Annotated in this window: 15 protein-coding genes and 1 pseudogene; 11 read left to right on the top strand and 5 right to left on the bottom strand. The window is 60.8% G+C overall.

All coding sequences use genetic code 11. The annotated features are described in order from the left end of the window. Together M0954_RS04085 and M0954_RS04080 are read right to left on the bottom strand one after the other, a co-directional pair. The coding region (locus M0954_RS04085) for an asparaginase (RefSeq protein ID WP_297351767.1) at positions 1 to 788 on the bottom strand (788 nt) is incomplete at its 3' end. 291 nt (positions 789 to 1079) lie between these two features. Further along, positions 1080 to 1289 carry a hypothetical protein gene (locus M0954_RS04080; RefSeq protein ID WP_133893921.1) on the bottom strand — a complete coding sequence of 70 codons (210 nt, stop codon included), beginning with the start codon at positions 1287 to 1289 and terminating at the stop codon, positions 1080 to 1082. Between the two features lie 284 nt (positions 1290 to 1573). Here M0954_RS04080 and M0954_RS04075 point away from each other — a divergent pair, with 284 nt between their 5' ends. From M0954_RS04075 to M0954_RS04055, 5 genes and pseudogenes are all read left to right on the top strand, one after another. Then, positions 1574 to 2410: an IclR family transcriptional regulator gene (locus M0954_RS04075; protein ID WP_122157255.1), complete on the top strand. Its 837-nt coding sequence runs from the start codon at positions 1574 to 1576 to the stop codon at positions 2408 to 2410. A 99-nt stretch (positions 2411 to 2509) separates the two neighbouring features. Continuing rightward, on the top strand, positions 2510 to 3235 hold the full coding sequence (locus M0954_RS04070; protein ID WP_122157254.1) for an amino acid ABC transporter permease: 726 nt from the start codon (positions 2510 to 2512) through the stop codon (positions 3233 to 3235). Next, positions 3232 to 4019 (top strand): annotated as a pseudogene (locus M0954_RS04065) (amino acid ABC transporter ATP-binding protein). Before M0954_RS04070 ends, M0954_RS04065 begins: the two are co-directional and overlap by 4 nt. Before the next feature lie 37 nt (positions 4020 to 4056). After that, complete coding sequence (locus M0954_RS04060) at positions 4057 to 4914, top strand: ABC transporter substrate-binding protein (RefSeq protein ID WP_122157252.1); 858 nt, start codon at positions 4057 to 4059, stop codon at positions 4912 to 4914. Positions 4915 to 5060: 146 nt separating this feature from the next. After that, complete coding sequence (locus tag M0954_RS04055) at positions 5061 to 5183, top strand: hypothetical protein (RefSeq protein WP_297351765.1); 123 nt, start codon at positions 5061 to 5063, stop codon at positions 5181 to 5183. A 106-nt stretch (positions 5184 to 5289) separates the two neighbouring features. Here the strand turns inward: M0954_RS04055 and M0954_RS04050 are convergent, their stop codons facing one another. Further along, on the bottom strand, positions 5290 to 7611 hold the full coding sequence (locus M0954_RS04050) for an FdhF/YdeP family oxidoreductase (RefSeq protein WP_123386582.1): 2322 nt from the start codon (positions 7609 to 7611) through the stop codon (positions 5290 to 5292). A gap of 171 nt (positions 7612 to 7782) precedes the next feature. On the opposite strand from M0954_RS04050, the gene M0954_RS04045 reads away from it, so the two are divergent. The 3 genes from M0954_RS04045 (at position 7783) to M0954_RS04035 (ending at position 9770) form a co-directional block, all read left to right on the top strand. Then, positions 7783 to 9198 (top strand): PLP-dependent aminotransferase family protein, encoded by a 1416-nt coding sequence (locus tag M0954_RS04045; RefSeq protein WP_122157249.1) that lies wholly within the window; start codon positions 7783 to 7785, stop codon positions 9196 to 9198. A gap of 7 nt (positions 9199 to 9205) precedes the next feature. Beyond that, complete coding sequence (locus M0954_RS04040; protein ID WP_122159334.1) at positions 9206 to 9475, top strand: helix-turn-helix domain-containing protein; 270 nt, start codon at positions 9206 to 9208, stop codon at positions 9473 to 9475. A 160-nt stretch (positions 9476 to 9635) separates the two neighbouring features. Next, entirely contained in the window at positions 9636 to 9770 is a 135-nt protein-coding gene (locus M0954_RS04035) for a hypothetical protein (protein WP_297351763.1), read from the top strand. A 53-nt stretch (positions 9771 to 9823) separates the two neighbouring features. Here M0954_RS04035 and M0954_RS04030 read toward each other — a convergent pair whose 3' ends face one another. Then, complete coding sequence (locus M0954_RS04030; protein WP_123386581.1) at positions 9824 to 10093, bottom strand: hypothetical protein; 270 nt, start codon at positions 10091 to 10093, stop codon at positions 9824 to 9826. 256 nt (positions 10094 to 10349) lie between these two features. Next, a complete protein-coding gene (locus tag M0954_RS04025) occupies positions 10350 to 11273 on the bottom strand; it encodes a LysR family transcriptional regulator (protein WP_133893924.1) in 924 nt (307 codons plus the stop codon). 151 nt (positions 11274 to 11424) lie between these two features. Between M0954_RS04025 and M0954_RS04020 the strand changes: the two genes are divergently transcribed. The 3 genes from M0954_RS04020 to M0954_RS04010 all read left to right on the top strand — a co-directional run bounded on the left by M0954_RS04020 (position 11425) and on the right by M0954_RS04010 (position 15261). Then, positions 11425 to 12765, top strand: coding sequence for an MFS transporter (locus M0954_RS04020; RefSeq protein ID WP_297351760.1), 1341 nt, complete (start codon positions 11425 to 11427; stop codon positions 12763 to 12765). A 22-nt stretch (positions 12766 to 12787) separates the two neighbouring features. Beyond that, entirely contained in the window at positions 12788 to 13963 is a 1176-nt protein-coding gene (locus tag M0954_RS04015; protein ID WP_122157246.1) for an L-rhamnonate dehydratase, read from the top strand. A 263-nt stretch (positions 13964 to 14226) separates the two neighbouring features. Continuing rightward, the gene (locus tag M0954_RS04010; RefSeq protein WP_297351759.1) at positions 14227 to 15261 is read left to right on the top strand and encodes a GNAT family N-acetyltransferase; all 1035 of its coding nucleotides are present in this window, start codon (positions 14227 to 14229) and stop codon (positions 15259 to 15261) included. The last annotated feature ends 60 nt before the right edge of the window (positions 15262 to 15321 follow it).

The raw sequence follows: 15321 nt of genomic DNA, 5'->3' as shown, positions 1-15321 counted from the left end.
TTGCCGACCAGCGCTCCATCGAAGCTACGCATCAACGCGGTACAGAAACGTCCTTCGCCCGCGACCATCTCCGGGTATCGGGTCATCGCGCGATAGATGCGGGCGAGCGCCGCGCTGCGCGCAGATGATTCAGACGATTGAGCCGCCGCGTCGGCGAGCTTTGTGTAAAGCCGCGCGAGACGCTCGAGCGGAAAAGCCGGCGTGGGCAGATTGCAGCCGTCGACGGCCCACTGGACCGCCTCGTCAGGCAGATCGCAGACGTCAGCGACGGTGTGCTTCACGCGAAGCTGCAGCGGATGATCGGCCTTGTGATAATCCTGCACGTCCGCGCCGATCGCCTGTGCACCTGCGAGCATGCCGGCGTGCTTGCCGGAGCAGTTGCTGCACACCGCACCTGGGGTGAAATCGCGCTTGATCCATGACCGGTAAACGGCGTCGGATATAGGTGGATGGCCGCCGCAGCGCAGGTCGGCCTCGCTCGCGTGGGCTTTCGCGATCATCTGCCGTGCGCGTTCAATATGCCGGTCCTCGCTATTGTGCGAGCCGCACATCAGCGCGAGGTCGGCCTCTTCGAAGCCGAACCGTTCGAGCGCGCCGGTTTCTAGCACCGCTAACGCTTGCGCGGGCTTGGCTGCGGAACGCGCCAGCGTCACGCGCAAAGGGTCGCCGAACGCGTAGAGCAGACCGCCTTGCGCATCGACCACCGCCACATGTGCAACATGCGTGTTTTCGATCGCTTCGCCACGATAGGTCGTAGCCGCAACCGGCCCGTTTGCGCGCTCAGTCATTGATGTGCTCCTGATAATCATTGGAATGCAGCGGATTTTACGTTTTATATTACGCAGACCAAACCGGACCGTGGTTGGAGGCCGAAATTCGCCATGTCATTAGCATGTCAGCAAATGGACGCAACAATGTCAGTGTGGCGTTGCGGTCTTCGTGGGATACCCGATAATAGCGCGCGGATCGTATGACCAATCCGGCATGACTTACTGGGTTGAAATTGAAGCGAAATAAATTGGAGTGATATGAAAGATTTTGCGGCAGCCGGCTAGACGCGGGGATTTGCGGCAGATGTCCTAGTCCGACAGGCCAGCAAGAATGCGGTCGATTTCGCCAAACTGTGCCGGCGACAATTGATAATTCTCCGTGACGCTGCGCAGGCGCTTGCGCCAGTAAGCGCGCGGCAGCCCCGACAGACTGAGGTCGGACGCCGACAAGCGGCCAAGCACCAGCTTGATATGCGCGAGTTCGCTGTGGACGAGTTTCGCGGAATGTGCGCCGGACATTTTCGACTGCCCGTCGATGCACAAAACTTGTTCAGAGACTATTCCCATGGTCCTTGCCGCCGAGCTGTGTGACACCGCGCAAAAATCCCCGGAACGCGGTGCCTCTCGATTTCGGCCTCCTGTCGCTATTTTTCGTGGCGAGGCGGGCCGTGAATCCGGACCGCCAGATACCGATCGATTAATTGTTCGGCACTACCGAACTGCGTTCGGCATTAAGTTCATGTTAGTTTCCGATTTAGTGACTGTCAATATGAGATGTGGGATCCTGTCGAGTAGCTTCATCAATGGAATCAAAACAGAAAATGACAGATGCAGCTCAAACTGCTGAGGACCGGTACGCGCTACGGAGTGTTAATCGCGCGCTCGATGTCCTGGAGGCCTTGGGGAAGGCCGCCAGCGAAGGTATGACAGTCGCAGGGGTCGCCGAACAGATTGGGGTGTCGAAGAGCACGGCGTTCGCGTTGCTGCAGACGCTCCTGATGCGCAATTTCGTGGCCGACGTCCGCCTCGGGGGCTCGCGCCGCTACCGGTTGGGGCTTTCGCTCGTCTATCTTGGCGATCGCGCGGCGGAAGATATCGGCGTGTCGCAGCTCGCCATGCCGGTCCTACGCGAACTCACCGAGCTGACCGGGCTGACTTCACGGCTGGCTATCCTCGATCAAGGCTACGCGGTGGCGATCAACCGCGTCGACGCGCCCGGCATCTTGCGGATCGCGTCAGCGCTTGGGCAACGCGAATTGCCGCATTGCTCGGCGCTTGGCAAGTCGCTGATGGCCCTGCTGCCGCCAGCAAGGGTGGTCAAACTGCTGACGCAAACCGGCATGCCGCGCCGCACCGAATACACCCTCGTGACACCTGCCGAACTGATGAGCGACCTGATGCTGGTTGCCGAGCGCGGCTATGCCTTCGACAACGAAGAGGACAACATTGGTGTGGTGTGCATCGGCGCGGCCATTACCAATCGCGAGGGCGAGGGCGTCGCCGCGATCAGCGTGACCACGCTGAAAAGCGGCATGAGCGATGAGGACCTGCATGAGCTGGGACGGACTATCCGCAGACATGCGGATCGCGTGAGCAAGATGCTGGGCGCGGAAGTGGATCCCGAAGTCTACGCGGTGTAAATAACCAGGCCACGACATCGAGCAGATTGCGCGAGGCGCGACACCACAACCAGGTGTGCGGATGGTTGCGCGCGTCAGGCTTCGGCACGAAGGAACCCCATGCTGACAGAATTTCTTGCCCTGTTCGACTTGCACGGCGTGGGCGATTACTTGCCCGCGTTGATGAGAGGCGCAGCCACCAGTCTGGCGCTGACCTTCTGCATCATCTTGATCAGCCTGCCGCTTGGGCTGCTGATCGCACTCGCCAAACTTGGCCGCTCGCGGCTGCTGCGTTCGTGCGCGTCGATCTATATCGAAGTGATTCGCGGAACGCCCGCGCTGCTGCAACTTTTCTACATTTACTTCGTTCTGCCGTCGTTCGGCATTCGTTTCGATCCGTTCGTGGCCGGAGTCATCGGACTGTCGATCAACTATTCGGCTTATCTTGCAGAGGTGTACCGCGCCGGTATCGCCGCGGTTCCGCGAGGTCAGATCGAAGCCGCCAAAGCCCTCGGCATGTCGCGTCGCAAGATGCTGCGCCTGATCGTGCTGCCCCAGGCGATCCGCGTGGTGATTCCGCCGCTCGGCAATTACGGCATTTCGCTGTTCAAGGACACCTCGCTGGTATCGATCGTCACTGTCAAAGAACTGATCTTTACGGGGCAAATCATTTCGTCGACGAACTTCCAGTACGCCACGGTGTTCACCATTATTGGCGCGATCTATCTGGCGTTCTCCTACCCTAGCGCGCTGCTGGTGCGCTGGCTCGAACGGCGCATGAACGTCGGCAACAAGGCGAAGCCGATAGATCATGGCGCTCCAGATGCCGCGGTGGGTGCGCCATGATCCGTCTCGAGGGCGTGAACAAGCGCTTCGGCGACCACCAGGCGCTGGAGGACGTATCGCTCAGCGTCGCGAAAGGCGAGGTGCTGTGTGTCGTCGGACCGTCGGGGTCGGGTAAGTCGACGATGCTCCGCTGCATCAACCACCTGGAAACCGTCGATAGCGGCTCGATCTATTTCGACGAAGCGCCGTTTACCAAAACCTCGGGAACCGCCGCCGCCGTGCCGATAGCGACAGAGAGGTTGAAGCGATTCGCGCGAAGGTCGGCATGGTGTTTCAATCGTTCAACCTGTTCTCGCATCTGAGCGTGATCGAAAATATTACGGTGGCGCCGATTCACGTACTGGGTCTTTCGCTATCCGATGCAACGCAATCCGCCTATGCGTTGCTCGACAAGGTCGGCCTGCGGGCGAAAGCGGACGCCTACCCGCACGAGTTGAGCGGTGGCCAGCAGCAACGCGTGGCCATTGCGCGTGCGCTCGCCATGCAGCCCGAAGTCATGTTGTTCGACGAGGTCACGTCCGCTCTCGATCCCGAGCTGGTGGGCGAGGTCTTGCGCGTGATGCGCACGCTTGCCGACGAAGGCATGACGATGGTCGTCGTCACACATGAAATGGGGTTTGCGCGCGAGGTGTCCGACCGGATCGTCTTTATGGCCGAGGGGCGGATCGTTGAAGAGGGCCATCCTGCCGCGTTCTTTGCGGCGCCTCAGCAAGCGCGTACCCGGGATTTTTTGCGTTCGCTGTGGGAGCGGAACAGGCAACTCGGTGGAGCAGTCAGTCTGTAGCACTCCAAACTTAAGACCAACGATTCAGGAGTTTTCCATGAAAATGGCGATGCTGATGCTTGCATCGATAGTGACAGGTCTGCTGTCTGTCTCGACAGTCTGGGCCGCCGATGAAGCAGCGATCAGCAGCGCGCGTTTCGATGGCGGCGACGGCTCTTACCGGCGCGCCGTCGAAAAGGGCATTACCCTGATCATCGCCACCGACCCGCCGTCGACGTTTCAGGACAACAAGACCAATAGCTTCGACGGTGCGGACGTGCGCATCTTCCGCGAAATCACCAAACGCCTCGGGATCACCAAGGTGGACTGGGATATCGTGCCTTTCGACGCGCTGATTCCCACCTTGCTGTCCGGGCGAGCCGATGTGATCGTCGATAACCTGCATGAGACGCAAGCGCGTTTGCGCGTCGTGGCGTTCACGAGTCCGGCCTACTGGTACGGCTCGGGCATCGCAGTCGCGCGCGGTAATCCTTTGAAGATCCACACCTGGGCCGATTTTGCAGGCCATACGGTTGGCACGCTACGCGGTGGCATCAACCACGAGTTGCTCGGCGAGCGTAAAGACCTGAAGGAAATGAAGCTCTATGCGAGCAACGAGGCGGAATTCGCTGATCTGATGGCAGGGCGCATCGACGTGGCGATGGAAGACGACATCAAGATCTCACAGTTCCTGAAGCAGCACCCCACGGTCGCAATGGAGATCGTGAACGATTATCAGCCGCGGCCGAAGGAATACGGCTATGCCCGTTACGCGCTGCGCAAGAACGATGTGGATCTGAACAACGCGATTTCGCGTGCGCTCGATGAAATCCGCGCAGACGGCACGCTGGGGGCGATCATCACGCAATTCGGCTATAGCGACCGCAATCTCTGGTACTTCCCGGTCAAGAACTGAGCGGCACGGAGGCGGCAATCTGTCGCCGCCCGCAAAAATTCGCCTATCTCGAACCTGGACGTACAATCACGCCTTCGCAAAACGTCCGGCTCGGGCTGGGCGCCGCGCGGCGTATGCCGTTCCTTGAAATGAAACCAGAAATACTCGTGACTTCTTCCTCAAATTCTTCGTCGTCCCGGTCGCGTAAATCGCTGACCATCATCCAGACGCTTGTCATCGTCGGTACAGCCGGACTGATTGGCTCCTTGCTGGTCAAACTGCTGGTGTAGGCGTGCCAGAGCATGACGTGAAAATCAAAAGGGCCGTTCCGACTCATGTCGGAACGGCCCTTTTGCTTCGACCGGGAATCAGACCGCGTTCATTCCGCGTTCATTCTCAGGCAGCCACCGCTTCCAGCTCTTCCACGGAAGCAGTGAGCAGCACCGGGATCGACTTCGACGTCGGGGTGCCGGCCCCGTCTGCGACCGACGAAAGCGGCACCAGCGGATTCGTCTCCGGATAGTACGCGCCGAGACAGCCGCGCGGGATGTCGTACTCGACCAGCAAAAAGCTGTTCGCCCGGCGCTCGATGCCGTCGTCCCACACGCTGGTAATGTCCACGCGCTGGCCGGCCACGAAGCCGAGCATCGCGAGGTCCTCCTTGTTGGCGAACAACACGCGCCGCTGGCCGTAGACGCCGCGATAGCGGTCGTCCAGACCGTAGATCGTGGTGTTGTACTGGTCGTGGGAACGGGTGGTCATCAGCGTCATCAGGCGCTCGCCGTGGCGGCTGCGGGCGCGGTGAATCGGCGTGTCTACGGAAATGGCGTGCACGAGGAACTGCGCCTTCTTGCTAGGCGTGTTCCAGATCCGCTCGCGCGAGGCGACGCCAAGGTGGAAGCCGCCCGGGTGCTTGAGGCGCTCGTTGTAGTTCTCGAAGCCGTCGAGCACCTTCTCGATGCCGTCGCGGATCAGCGCGTAGTCGTCCATTTGCGCCAGCCAGTCGACCTTGCCGCTGCCGAGCGTCGCGTCCGCCATGCGTGCCACGATCGCGATTTCCGATAGGAGATTCGGCGAAGCCGGCTTGTTCATGCCGTACGAGATATGCACCATGCTGAACGAATCTTCGACGCTCACGCCTTGCGCCACGCCGTTCTGCATGTCGATCTCGGTACGGCCGAGCGTCGGCAGGATCAGCGCGTCGCGGCCATGCACGAGGTGGCTGCGGTTCAGCTTGGTAGTGATATGCACGGTCAGATCGCAGGAACGCATGGCGTCCCACGTGCGCGGCGTATCCGGCGTCGCAATCGAGAAATTGCCGCCCAGGCCGATAAACACCTTCACCTTGCCGTCGAGCATCGCCTGAATCGAGTTCACGACGTCGAGGCCGTGCTCGCGCGGCGGTTCGAAGTCATAGACCTTGCCAAGACGGTCGAGAAACGCCTGGGTCGGACGCTCTTCAATCCCCACCGTGCGGTCGCCTTGCACATTCGAGTGACCGCGAACTGGGCATAGACCCGCACCGCGTTTTCCGATCATGCCGCGCATCATCATCAGGTTCGACAGGATCTGGATCGTCGGCACTGAATTCTTGTGCTGCGTGAGGCCCATGCCCCACGTGGAAATAACCGCTTTGCCCTTGACGTAGATGTCGGCGAGTTTGAGCACGTCTTCCATCGGCACGCCCGATTCGGCGACGATCGCGTTCCAGTTTTCCGCGCGCAGGTCGTCGGCGAAGGCCTCGAAGCCCACCGTGTGTTCGGCGAGGAAATCCACGTCCAGCACGGGTTCGCCGCCGCTCGCCAGTGCCGCGTCGTCCAGCTCGATCACGCGCTTGGCGACGCCCTTGATCAGCGCGAAGTCGCCGCCCACCTTCGGGCGAATGAACACGGAGCTGATCTGAGTGCTGCCCATGGTCAGCATTTCAACCGGGTGTTGCGGGCTGGCGAAGCGCTCGAGGCCGCGTTCCTTGAGCGGGTTGATCGAAACAATGGTCGCGCCGCGCTTGGCGCACTCGCGCAGTTCGCCGAGCATCCGTGGATGGTTGGTGGCCGGGTTCTGGCCGAAGATCAACAGCGTATCGGCGTGTTCCAGATCATCCATCATGACGGTGCCCTTGCCGACGCCCACCGTGCCCGGCAAGCCGCGACTGGTCGCTTCGTGGCACATGTTCGAGCAGTCAGGGAAGTTGTTGGTGCCGTACATGCGCACGAACAACTGGTACAGGAAGGCGGCTTCGTTGCTGGCGCGTCCTGAAGTGTAGAAGGCGGCGCGGTCGGGATCGTCGAGAGCTTTCAGATGACGCGCGATCAGTTCGAACGCTGCATCCCATTCGATCGGCACGTAGCGGTCGAGCATGGCGTCGTAGACCATCGGGTCGGTCAGGCGGCCATGCTGTTCGAGTTCGTAGTCGGACTGCGCCATCAGTTCCTCGATGGTGTGCTGCTCGAAGAACGCCGGTGTCACGCGCTTGCTGGTGGCCTCGGCGGCCACCGCCTTGACGCCGTTTTCGCAGAATTCGAAGGTGGAGGCATGTTCGCGGTCCGGCCATGCGCAGCCCGGGCAATCGAAGCCGTTTGGCTGGTTCTGCTTGAACAAGGTCTTGTAGTTGGCGCCGGAGACCCTTTCCTTGAGGAGGTTGATCGCGACGTACTTCAGGGCGCCCCAGCCCGCTGCGGGGTGGGTGTACGGTTCGATGCGCGCTTCGGATTTTTTCATGACCTTGCTGCCGGTAAACAGGCGGATTTGCCGATGAACCGAAGCCTACTGTGTTCCGAAAAGCGCGCGGAACACAGAAAATGGGAAAGGCGAGGGATACAGTTTTTTGCGATTTGGCATAAACTGCGGTCATTTCCCTTGCCACGCGCCGTGCGCCCGGTCGCCTAGCCCTTGAAGCTCTACGAAAAACTCGCCGATGAAATCGGTGCCGCCGTGCGCCGCGGCGTGTTCGCTGCCGGCGAGCGGATCCCGTCCGTACGCCAGGCGAGCCAGCAGCACGGCGTCAGCATCAAGACGGTGCTGCACGCCTACGCCTTGCTGGAAGGCCGTGGCTTGATCGAGACACGTCCGCAGTCGGGCTACTTCGTGCGTGAGCTGGCGGCCCCGCCGCAGACCGTGCGCGATCAGGCGGCGCCGTCGCCCGCGCCCGCCTCAGAAGTCGACGTGAGCCGTCTGGTGCTGTCGACCTTGCGCAGCATCCGTGCTCACGACGCCGTGCCGCTCGGCTCGCCGTACCCTGATCCCACGTTATTCCCCTGGCGGCGCATCAACCAGTACGCCAACGCGATTGCCCGGCGTCATGCGAGCTGGAACCTGATCGACGACCTGCCGCCCGGCAATCCGGAACTGATCCGCCAGATTGCACGGCGTTACGCGGAAAACGGCGTGCCGGTGGATCCGAACGAGATCATCGTCACGCTCGGCGCGACTGAGGCGATCAATCTGAGCCTGCAGGCGGTGGCGAAGCCGGGCGATACGGTGGTCGTCGAGTCGCCGACTTACTATGCGATGCTGCACGCCATCGAACGTCTCGGGATGCGCGCCATTGCGGTGACGACGCACCCAACCGACGGGATCGACGTCGAGGTGCTGGCCGGGATTATCGACAGGCAGAAAATCGCGGCGTGCATGGTGATGCCGAATTTCCAGAATCCGCTCGGTTTTCAGATGCCGGATGAACGCAAGAGGCAGCTCCTCGACCTGCTCACGGAACACGATATCCCGGTGATCGAGAACGACGTCTATCAGGAGCTTTACTTCGGCGAAGCGCGGCCGTCCACGCTCAAGCAATACGACACCAAGGGGCTGGTATTGCACTGTGCTTCGTTTTCGAAGAGCCTGACTGCGTCGTACCGGATCGGCTGGGCGATGCCAGGCCGGTACCGTGCGCAAGTGGAAAAGCTCAAATTCCTGAACACATTGACGACGCCGTCCGTGCCGCAGGTGGCCGTGGCCGACTATTTGCGGCAGGACGGCTACGATCGCCACTTGCGCCACGTGCGCAAGTTCTACCATCAACAGGCGCGTTTGATGAGCGCGATGGTGCTGCGTTTCTTTCCGTCTGGTACGCGCGTTTCCGCGCCGCAGGGCGGCTATGTGCTGTGGGTGGAAATGCCGGAACGCGTCGATTCGATGCGGCTCTACCAGGCCGCGCTTGCGCGCGGCATCACGGTCGGGCCCGGCTACATGTTTTCCACCCGCAACGATTTTCGCCACTTTATCCGGCTGAATTACAGCTATCCCTGGACCGCGCAGACGGAAGCGTCGCTCAGGACGCTGGGCGGCCTTGTGGCAGAGATGGCCTGAGGGGGCGCTGATGAACGACGAAGTTGATCCGATGCTGGTGGCAATCTTGATGCAGCTGTGGCGCGCGGAGCAGGAGACCCCCGGGCGCGACTGGTCGCTGGCGAAGCTCTCGAAGCAGGCCGGTGTGCCAATGAGTGCGCTGCGGCGTCACCTGACGGCGTTGGCCGATGGCGGCATCGCCGAGACGACCTTGACCGAGGATGGTAAGGGCACCGCGCGATTGAGCGATGCGGGGCGCAGCTTGTGCGCTGATCTGTTCCGCGATCCGGCAGAGTGAGCGAGCTGGTGCGCTGGCGGCCTGGCAGCGAGCTTTCGGGCAAGCGTGATATTCTGCAACTGGTTGTGTAGCTAACCATATGGGGGTCGTATGCGCGTTTCCGACGCCCCATGATTGAACACGACAGAAACCAGAGCTCCGCCGTTGCGGCTATTTCATCATGAAGCGAATTGCAGCCTTTACTCTTGCCACCTGGTCGGCCGCGGCCATTCTTTATTTTGGCCAGCACTCTGTGGCGCTGATTGCGCTAAGCGGAGTGGTCGTGCTGGGCGGCTTCGATCTGCTGCGTCCTTAGTACGGCAGACACTCCGCACGGGTACGGGCATTCACTTACCGCTCATTCGCCCTTCACTCGCCGCCGCGCAATTTGACGGCGATTTCATGCCACTCGCGCACCCCGTCTTGCAACTCGCTGCATAGTTGCGCGTCGACTTCGCCCAGTCGCTTCCATAGCTCGTTCAACTGCTTTTCCCGTAACTGGAATACCGCCGCAGCGGCCACTTTCCTGCTACCACGCAAGCGTTTTTCAGCATCGAGGCATTCCAGGTAGAGTCGCGCCACTTCTGGATCTGCCAGATCGACCGGGCGCAGTTCGACACTGCTCAAGCGTACGTTCATGATTCCCTCTGATATTTTTTATCGCCGCAACTGGCCAGCGAGAGGCTGGGCGAGCGGTCAATCGCGCCGTGACGAAGCGGCGTCGTTAGTGGTGCTAGGCAGTATGCAGGGTCCGCGCTTGACGTTGCAAGGGTAAATCGACCGATTCAACCATCCTTGAAGACGCAAACGTTTTACTTCGTACGGTAGCGCGCATTTCGCCATGCGTGTCGCATGGTGGCTTGCGATGTTCTCATTTTATTAAGCCGCCCGCGGTTCAAGCCGCGCGAATTGCGTCGATCACGAGTTGCGTCGCCGGCCGGATCCGCCGGTTCTTCCTGAGGATCAACCCATAGGGGGCGAGCCGGCCGCGCAGCGGTGTGGCGAGTGCGGCCATGGTCCCCAGATCGACGTAGTACTGCGCTACGGAAGTGGGCAGCACCGCCAGCATGTCGGAGTCGAGCAGGAGCGACAGCGTGGTCAGGATCGATGAAGTCTCCACCGTGCTGATGGGCGGTGCGACGCGCGACTCGCGAAAGGTCTGGTCGATGATCTGCCGCATCGGACTGGGATGTGGCTGCACGATCCAGGGGTACTTCGCCAGTTCGTTGAGCTTCGGACGAACCGTTGCGTGCGCAACCGGATGATCAGGCCGCGCAACGATCGACAGGGCCTCTTCGCCCAAGGTTTCGAAACTCAGGTCGAGCGCGGGGAAGCCATCGGGAATACGTCCGAGCATGATGTCGAGCTGGTCTTGCTGCAGCGCCTGCACGAGCACGTCACTGGTATCGATCTGCACCGAAATCTGCAGGCGCGGATGCGCAGCCTTCAGCGCAACGATGGCGTGCGTCAGCAGTTCGGGCGCTGGCGCCATCACCGCGCCGATGCGCACCTTGCCGATATCGCCGGCCTCGATTGCCGCCAGTTCGTCGCGCAACTCGTCGAGGTCTTCGAATACGACCCGCGCGTAGCGCATCACCGCTTCGCCGAAGATGGTCGGCTCCATACCGCGTGCGTGCCGCACGAACAGCGAGACGCCAATGGTGTCTTCCAGCTCTCTGAGCGCCTTGGTGGCGGCGGGCTGAGTCATTGCGAGCTCGTCGGCCGCGCGCCGTAGCGACTCCGTTTCCGAGAGTGCCACCATCAATTGCAGGTGACGCAGGCGTAGCCGTTTGCGAATGGTCGAGGCAGGCGCGATCATACGAGCGATAACTCCAGGGAATAGGCCGATTCGATTAATTCACTAGTCAGTTATCGCATAGTTTCGCACACTAGCGGAGCTGAAGCGCTACCAGAGGCGTCCCCGCAATGATTGCGTGCGGCGCACAAAACAAGACTCAGGAGACGAATCAATGAACGCGACTAGCGGCGTGGCGCTGGAGAGCGCCATCGCGAAGGCACGCACGAGACTGCTGCCTTTCCTCGTGCTGATGTACATACTGGCCTTTATCGACCGCGCCAACGTTGGCTTCGCGAAGAGCGTGTTGCAGGCCGACACCGGCCTGAGCGATGTGGCGTTCGCCTTCGGCGCCGGCATCTTCTTTGTCGGCTATGCCGTGTTCGAAGTGCCCAGCAACCTGCTGATGTACCGGCTCGGTGCGCGTGTCTGGATGAGCCGCATCATGGTCACCTGGGGGCTTGTCTCGGCGTGTACCGCGCTGGTTCACGACGCCTCGAGCTTCTACGCGTTGCGGGTCTTGCTCGGTATCGCCGAGGCAGGCTTCTTTCCCGGCATTATCCTGTTTCTGTCCAGCTGGTTTCCAGCAAACACACGCTCGCAAACCATGGGCGTGTTCTATTTCGGCTTTCCGCTCGCCATGCTGTTTGGCAGCCCCGTCTCGGGCGTGTTGCTCGATATTTCGAACCCGTTCGGCATGCACCCATGGCAGTGGCTATTTGTGGTGGAGGGCATCGCGGCTTCCGTGGTCGGCGTGATCGCGTTCTTCTATCTGACCGACCGTCCCGAGGATGCCCGCTGGCTCGACACGTCGCAACGCGATGCGTTGACTGCTGCCCTGCGCGTGGAGGACGAGCGTAAGCGCGCCCACGGTCCAGCCACGGTGCTGGCGGCACTGCGCGATCCGCGCGTGCTGTTTCTCAGCCTCATTTACTTCGCCGTCCAGATGAGCGTGTACGGCGTGGTCTTCTATCTGCCCACCCGCATCGCCGGCCTGACTGGTGGCCACGTCGGCACAAAGGTCGGGCTACTGACCGCCATCCCGTGGATCGCGGCGATTGCTGGCACCTTCATCGTTACGCGCACAGCGGACCGCCACGGTCATCATCGCAACTGGGCCGCGGCGATGCTCACGCTCGCGGCGTTCGGCATTGCGGCCTCCGCGATGACCTCATCCGTCGTGCTTGCGATTGCTGCGTTTTGCGTTGCGGCGATTGGTTTCGTCGCCGTGCAACCGCTTTTCTGGACGTTGCCGACGGGCTACCTCGGCGGCGCCGCGGCCGCCGGCGGGATCGCACTCATCAATTCAATCGGCAATCTGGGCGGCTTTGTCGCGCCGAATCTCAAGGCCTTCGCCGAGCGCCTCATGGGCGTGCCGCAGGCCGGCATGCTTTCGCTGGCGGTGGTTGGTCTGATCGGCGCCGCATTGCTGCAGTGGTTCAAGTCCACATCGCCGGAGACGGTCCGCTTGCCTGAAGAATCCACCACATCGCTTGGCAAACGGCCGAGCCACTAACCTTTCCGAGGAGCTGATGTCCATGAAAATCAAACATATCCGCACCCGCGTCTTTGAATGGAAAGGCAAGGTCGTGCCGCCGCAAGCGCATTTCTGCACCAACGCCGTCGATATTCTCTTCGAGCGTGGGGATGCAATGGGCTCGTTCCGCTTTCACGGCTGGCTGGTGGTGGAAGTGGAGACCGACGATGGCATCGTTGGTATCGGCAACTGTGCGCTGGCGCCGCGCGTGGCCAAGCAGATCATTGACGAACATCTCGCCCCGATCGCGCTTGGCGAGGACCCGTTCGATAACGAATACATCTGGCAGAAGATGTACCGCCGTACGCTGGCGTGGGGCCGCAAGGGCATTGGCATGGCGGCGATCTCGGCCATCGATATCGCGCTGTGGGACATCATGGGCAAAGCAGTCAACAAGCCGGTGTTCAAGCTGCTCGGCGGACGCACCAAAGAGAAGATCTGGTGCTACGCCTCGAAGCTCTACAACAACGATGACCGTGACGCGTTTCTTGGTGAGGCAAAGGGCTACCTCGAGCAGGGCTTCACCGCGATGAAGATGCGCTTCGGCTATGGTCCCAAAGACGGCCCGAAAGGCATGATGAAAAACATCGAACAGCTCCGCCTGTTGCGCGAACTCGCGGGCGATGAGGTCGACATCATGGTGGAGTGCTACATGGGCTGGACGCTCGAATACGCGCGCCGCATGCTGCCGCGTCTCGCCGAATTCAATCCGCGCTGGATCGAGGAACCGGTGATCGGCGACGACGTCGAGGGATACCAGGAATTGAAGAAGATGAACATCATTCCCGTCTCGGGCGGCGAGCATGAGTTCACGATCTATGGCTTTAAGGACCTGCTTGAGCGGCGCGCGGTGGACGTGATCCAGTACGACACGAATCGCGTGGGCGGCATTACCGCTGCGCGCAAGATCAACGCAATGGCCGAGGCGTGGTCCGTGCCCGTCATTCCGCATGCGGGGCAGATGCACAACTATCATCTGACAATGTCCACGACGGCGAGCCCGATGTCGGAGTTCTTTCCGGTGTTCGACGTGGAAGTGGGCAACGAGTTGTTCTACTACATTTTCGAAGGTGAGCCGCAGCCGGAAAACGGCTTTCTGCAACTATCCGACGAAACGCCTGGGCTTGGCATCACGCTAAGCGATAAGTATTTAGCTGACTTCAACATCGTCGGATAGGCGTGAAAATCGCCCTCACACCGGTAACCCTTTCGGCTTAAGTGGCCATCGAGCAGAACACTTTTCCGAGACCTGCCTTTCTCCATACGAGTCCACTGTTTTTACTCGATTTTGGCGTGAAAGTACTACCAAAGTGCGAATAGACTCGCCGTAGTCGGGTCGAACCGCGCGCATTCGTCTGAGCGAAACAATGCGTATGGCGGCTTGTGGGGAAAGGCAAACTGTATCAACGGGGATCGGGCCCGGAACCATGTGAGTTGCCGATGACAACCGTACGAGACTCAGCGGTGCCTCTTGAACGCGTGATACGCAGCGCCCCCGTGGTGCCGTCTGTCACTGCGTCGGCGCGCTCAGTCGAGGCATCGGTTGCTCAATCCATTTTCCACGAACCCTGGTGGCTCGATATCGCAACCGGCGGTAACTGGAGCACGGTGAAAGTCGTGCGCCGCAACGAGGTGCTCGGCGAATTACCTTACCATCCGACCCGCATGGGTGTGTGGCGGATTTCGCATCTTCCGCCGCTCACGCGAACGCTGGGCCCGGTCATCAAACCCATGGGCCTCGACAGCACGCACGAGCAGCATCATCGGCTGAGCATCACCTCGGAACTGATCGAGCAACTGCCGCATTTCGATAGCTTCTTTCAGTTGTTCGATCCGCGCACTGAAGATGCGCTGGCGTTCGCCTTGCGCGGATTTACCGTCTCGGCGCGCTATACGTTTCAGATCGCGCCGGATTGCACGGTGCCTGAAACCTGGGCTCATCTGCATGGCAAAACCCGCAATGTCATCCGGAGTGCAGAGCGAAATCTCACGGTCGCACCTATCGCGACACCTAGCGAATTCCTGCAGTTTTACGAAGCAAATCTGCTTGAACGTTCGCGCACGAACGCCTACGGATCGACCGTGATGCGGCAACTGGTCAACGCATTCGTCGCCCGCAAGGCGGGCCATCTGTTAGGGGCTTATGGCCCGGGCGGGCGACTGGTCGCAGCCATCGGTCTGGTGTGGGATCAACACTCGATGTATTACCTGCTTTCGTCGCGTGCCCTTGGCGCGCACGGCGGGTCGATCAGCCTGCTGATCTGGACGGCGATCCAGCACGCCCTCGAGCGCAAGCTAACGTTCGATTTCGATGGATTTTCCAGCCCCGCCACCTTCAACTTCCTGGATGGCTTCGGTGGAGTGCTGAAGCAACGGCTTGGGGTCGAGCGTCTGAGTACGATGTATTCGGTAGCGCGAATTCTCAAGCGCCGCATTGCGCCGGGCTCGGCGGCGGTGTTCGCGCCTAATCTTTGATTGTCGCGCTGCTCGTCCCGTGGCTTCGTTGCATGCGTGACACGCAACGAAGCGCGGATG

It is taken from the genome of Paraburkholderia sp., assembly GCF_026225065.1.
Classification (GTDB): Bacteria; Pseudomonadota; Gammaproteobacteria; order Burkholderiales; family Burkholderiaceae; genus Paraburkholderia.
The sequence above is the reverse complement of the archived record's forward strand: the minus strand, read 5'-3'. Positions and strand labels throughout refer to the sequence as shown.

What these genes read in the sequence shown, in the direction of transcription:
- M0954_RS04080 (WP_133893921.1), bottom strand. Translation starts at nt 1,289, where the DNA reads ATGTCCGGCGCACATTCCGCGAAACTCGTCCACAGCGAACTCGCGCAT.
- M0954_RS04075 (WP_122157255.1), top strand. Translation starts at nt 1,574, where the DNA reads ATGGAATCAAAACAGAAAATGACAGATGCAGCTCAAACTGCTGAGGAC.
- M0954_RS04070 (WP_122157254.1), top strand. Translation starts at nt 2,510, where the DNA reads ATGCTGACAGAATTTCTTGCCCTGTTCGACTTGCACGGCGTGGGCGAT.
- M0954_RS04060 (WP_122157252.1), top strand. Translation starts at nt 4,057, where the DNA reads ATGAAAATGGCGATGCTGATGCTTGCATCGATAGTGACAGGTCTGCTG.
- M0954_RS04050 (WP_123386582.1), bottom strand. Translation starts at nt 7,611, where the DNA reads ATGAAAAAATCCGAAGCGCGCATCGAACCGTACACCCACCCCGCAGCG.
- M0954_RS04035 (WP_297351763.1), top strand. Translation starts at nt 9,636, where the DNA reads ATGAAGCGAATTGCAGCCTTTACTCTTGCCACCTGGTCGGCCGCGGCC.
- M0954_RS04030 (WP_123386581.1), bottom strand. Translation starts at nt 10,093, where the DNA reads ATGAACGTACGCTTGAGCAGTGTCGAACTGCGCCCGGTCGATCTGGCA.
- M0954_RS04025 (WP_133893924.1), bottom strand. Translation starts at nt 11,273, where the DNA reads ATGATCGCGCCTGCCTCGACCATTCGCAAACGGCTACGCCTGCGTCAC.
- M0954_RS04020 (WP_297351760.1), top strand. Translation starts at nt 11,425, where the DNA reads ATGAACGCGACTAGCGGCGTGGCGCTGGAGAGCGCCATCGCGAAGGCA.
- M0954_RS04015 (WP_122157246.1), top strand. Translation starts at nt 12,788, where the DNA reads ATGAAAATCAAACATATCCGCACCCGCGTCTTTGAATGGAAAGGCAAG.
- M0954_RS04010 (WP_297351759.1), top strand. Translation starts at nt 14,227, where the DNA reads ATGACAACCGTACGAGACTCAGCGGTGCCTCTTGAACGCGTGATACGC.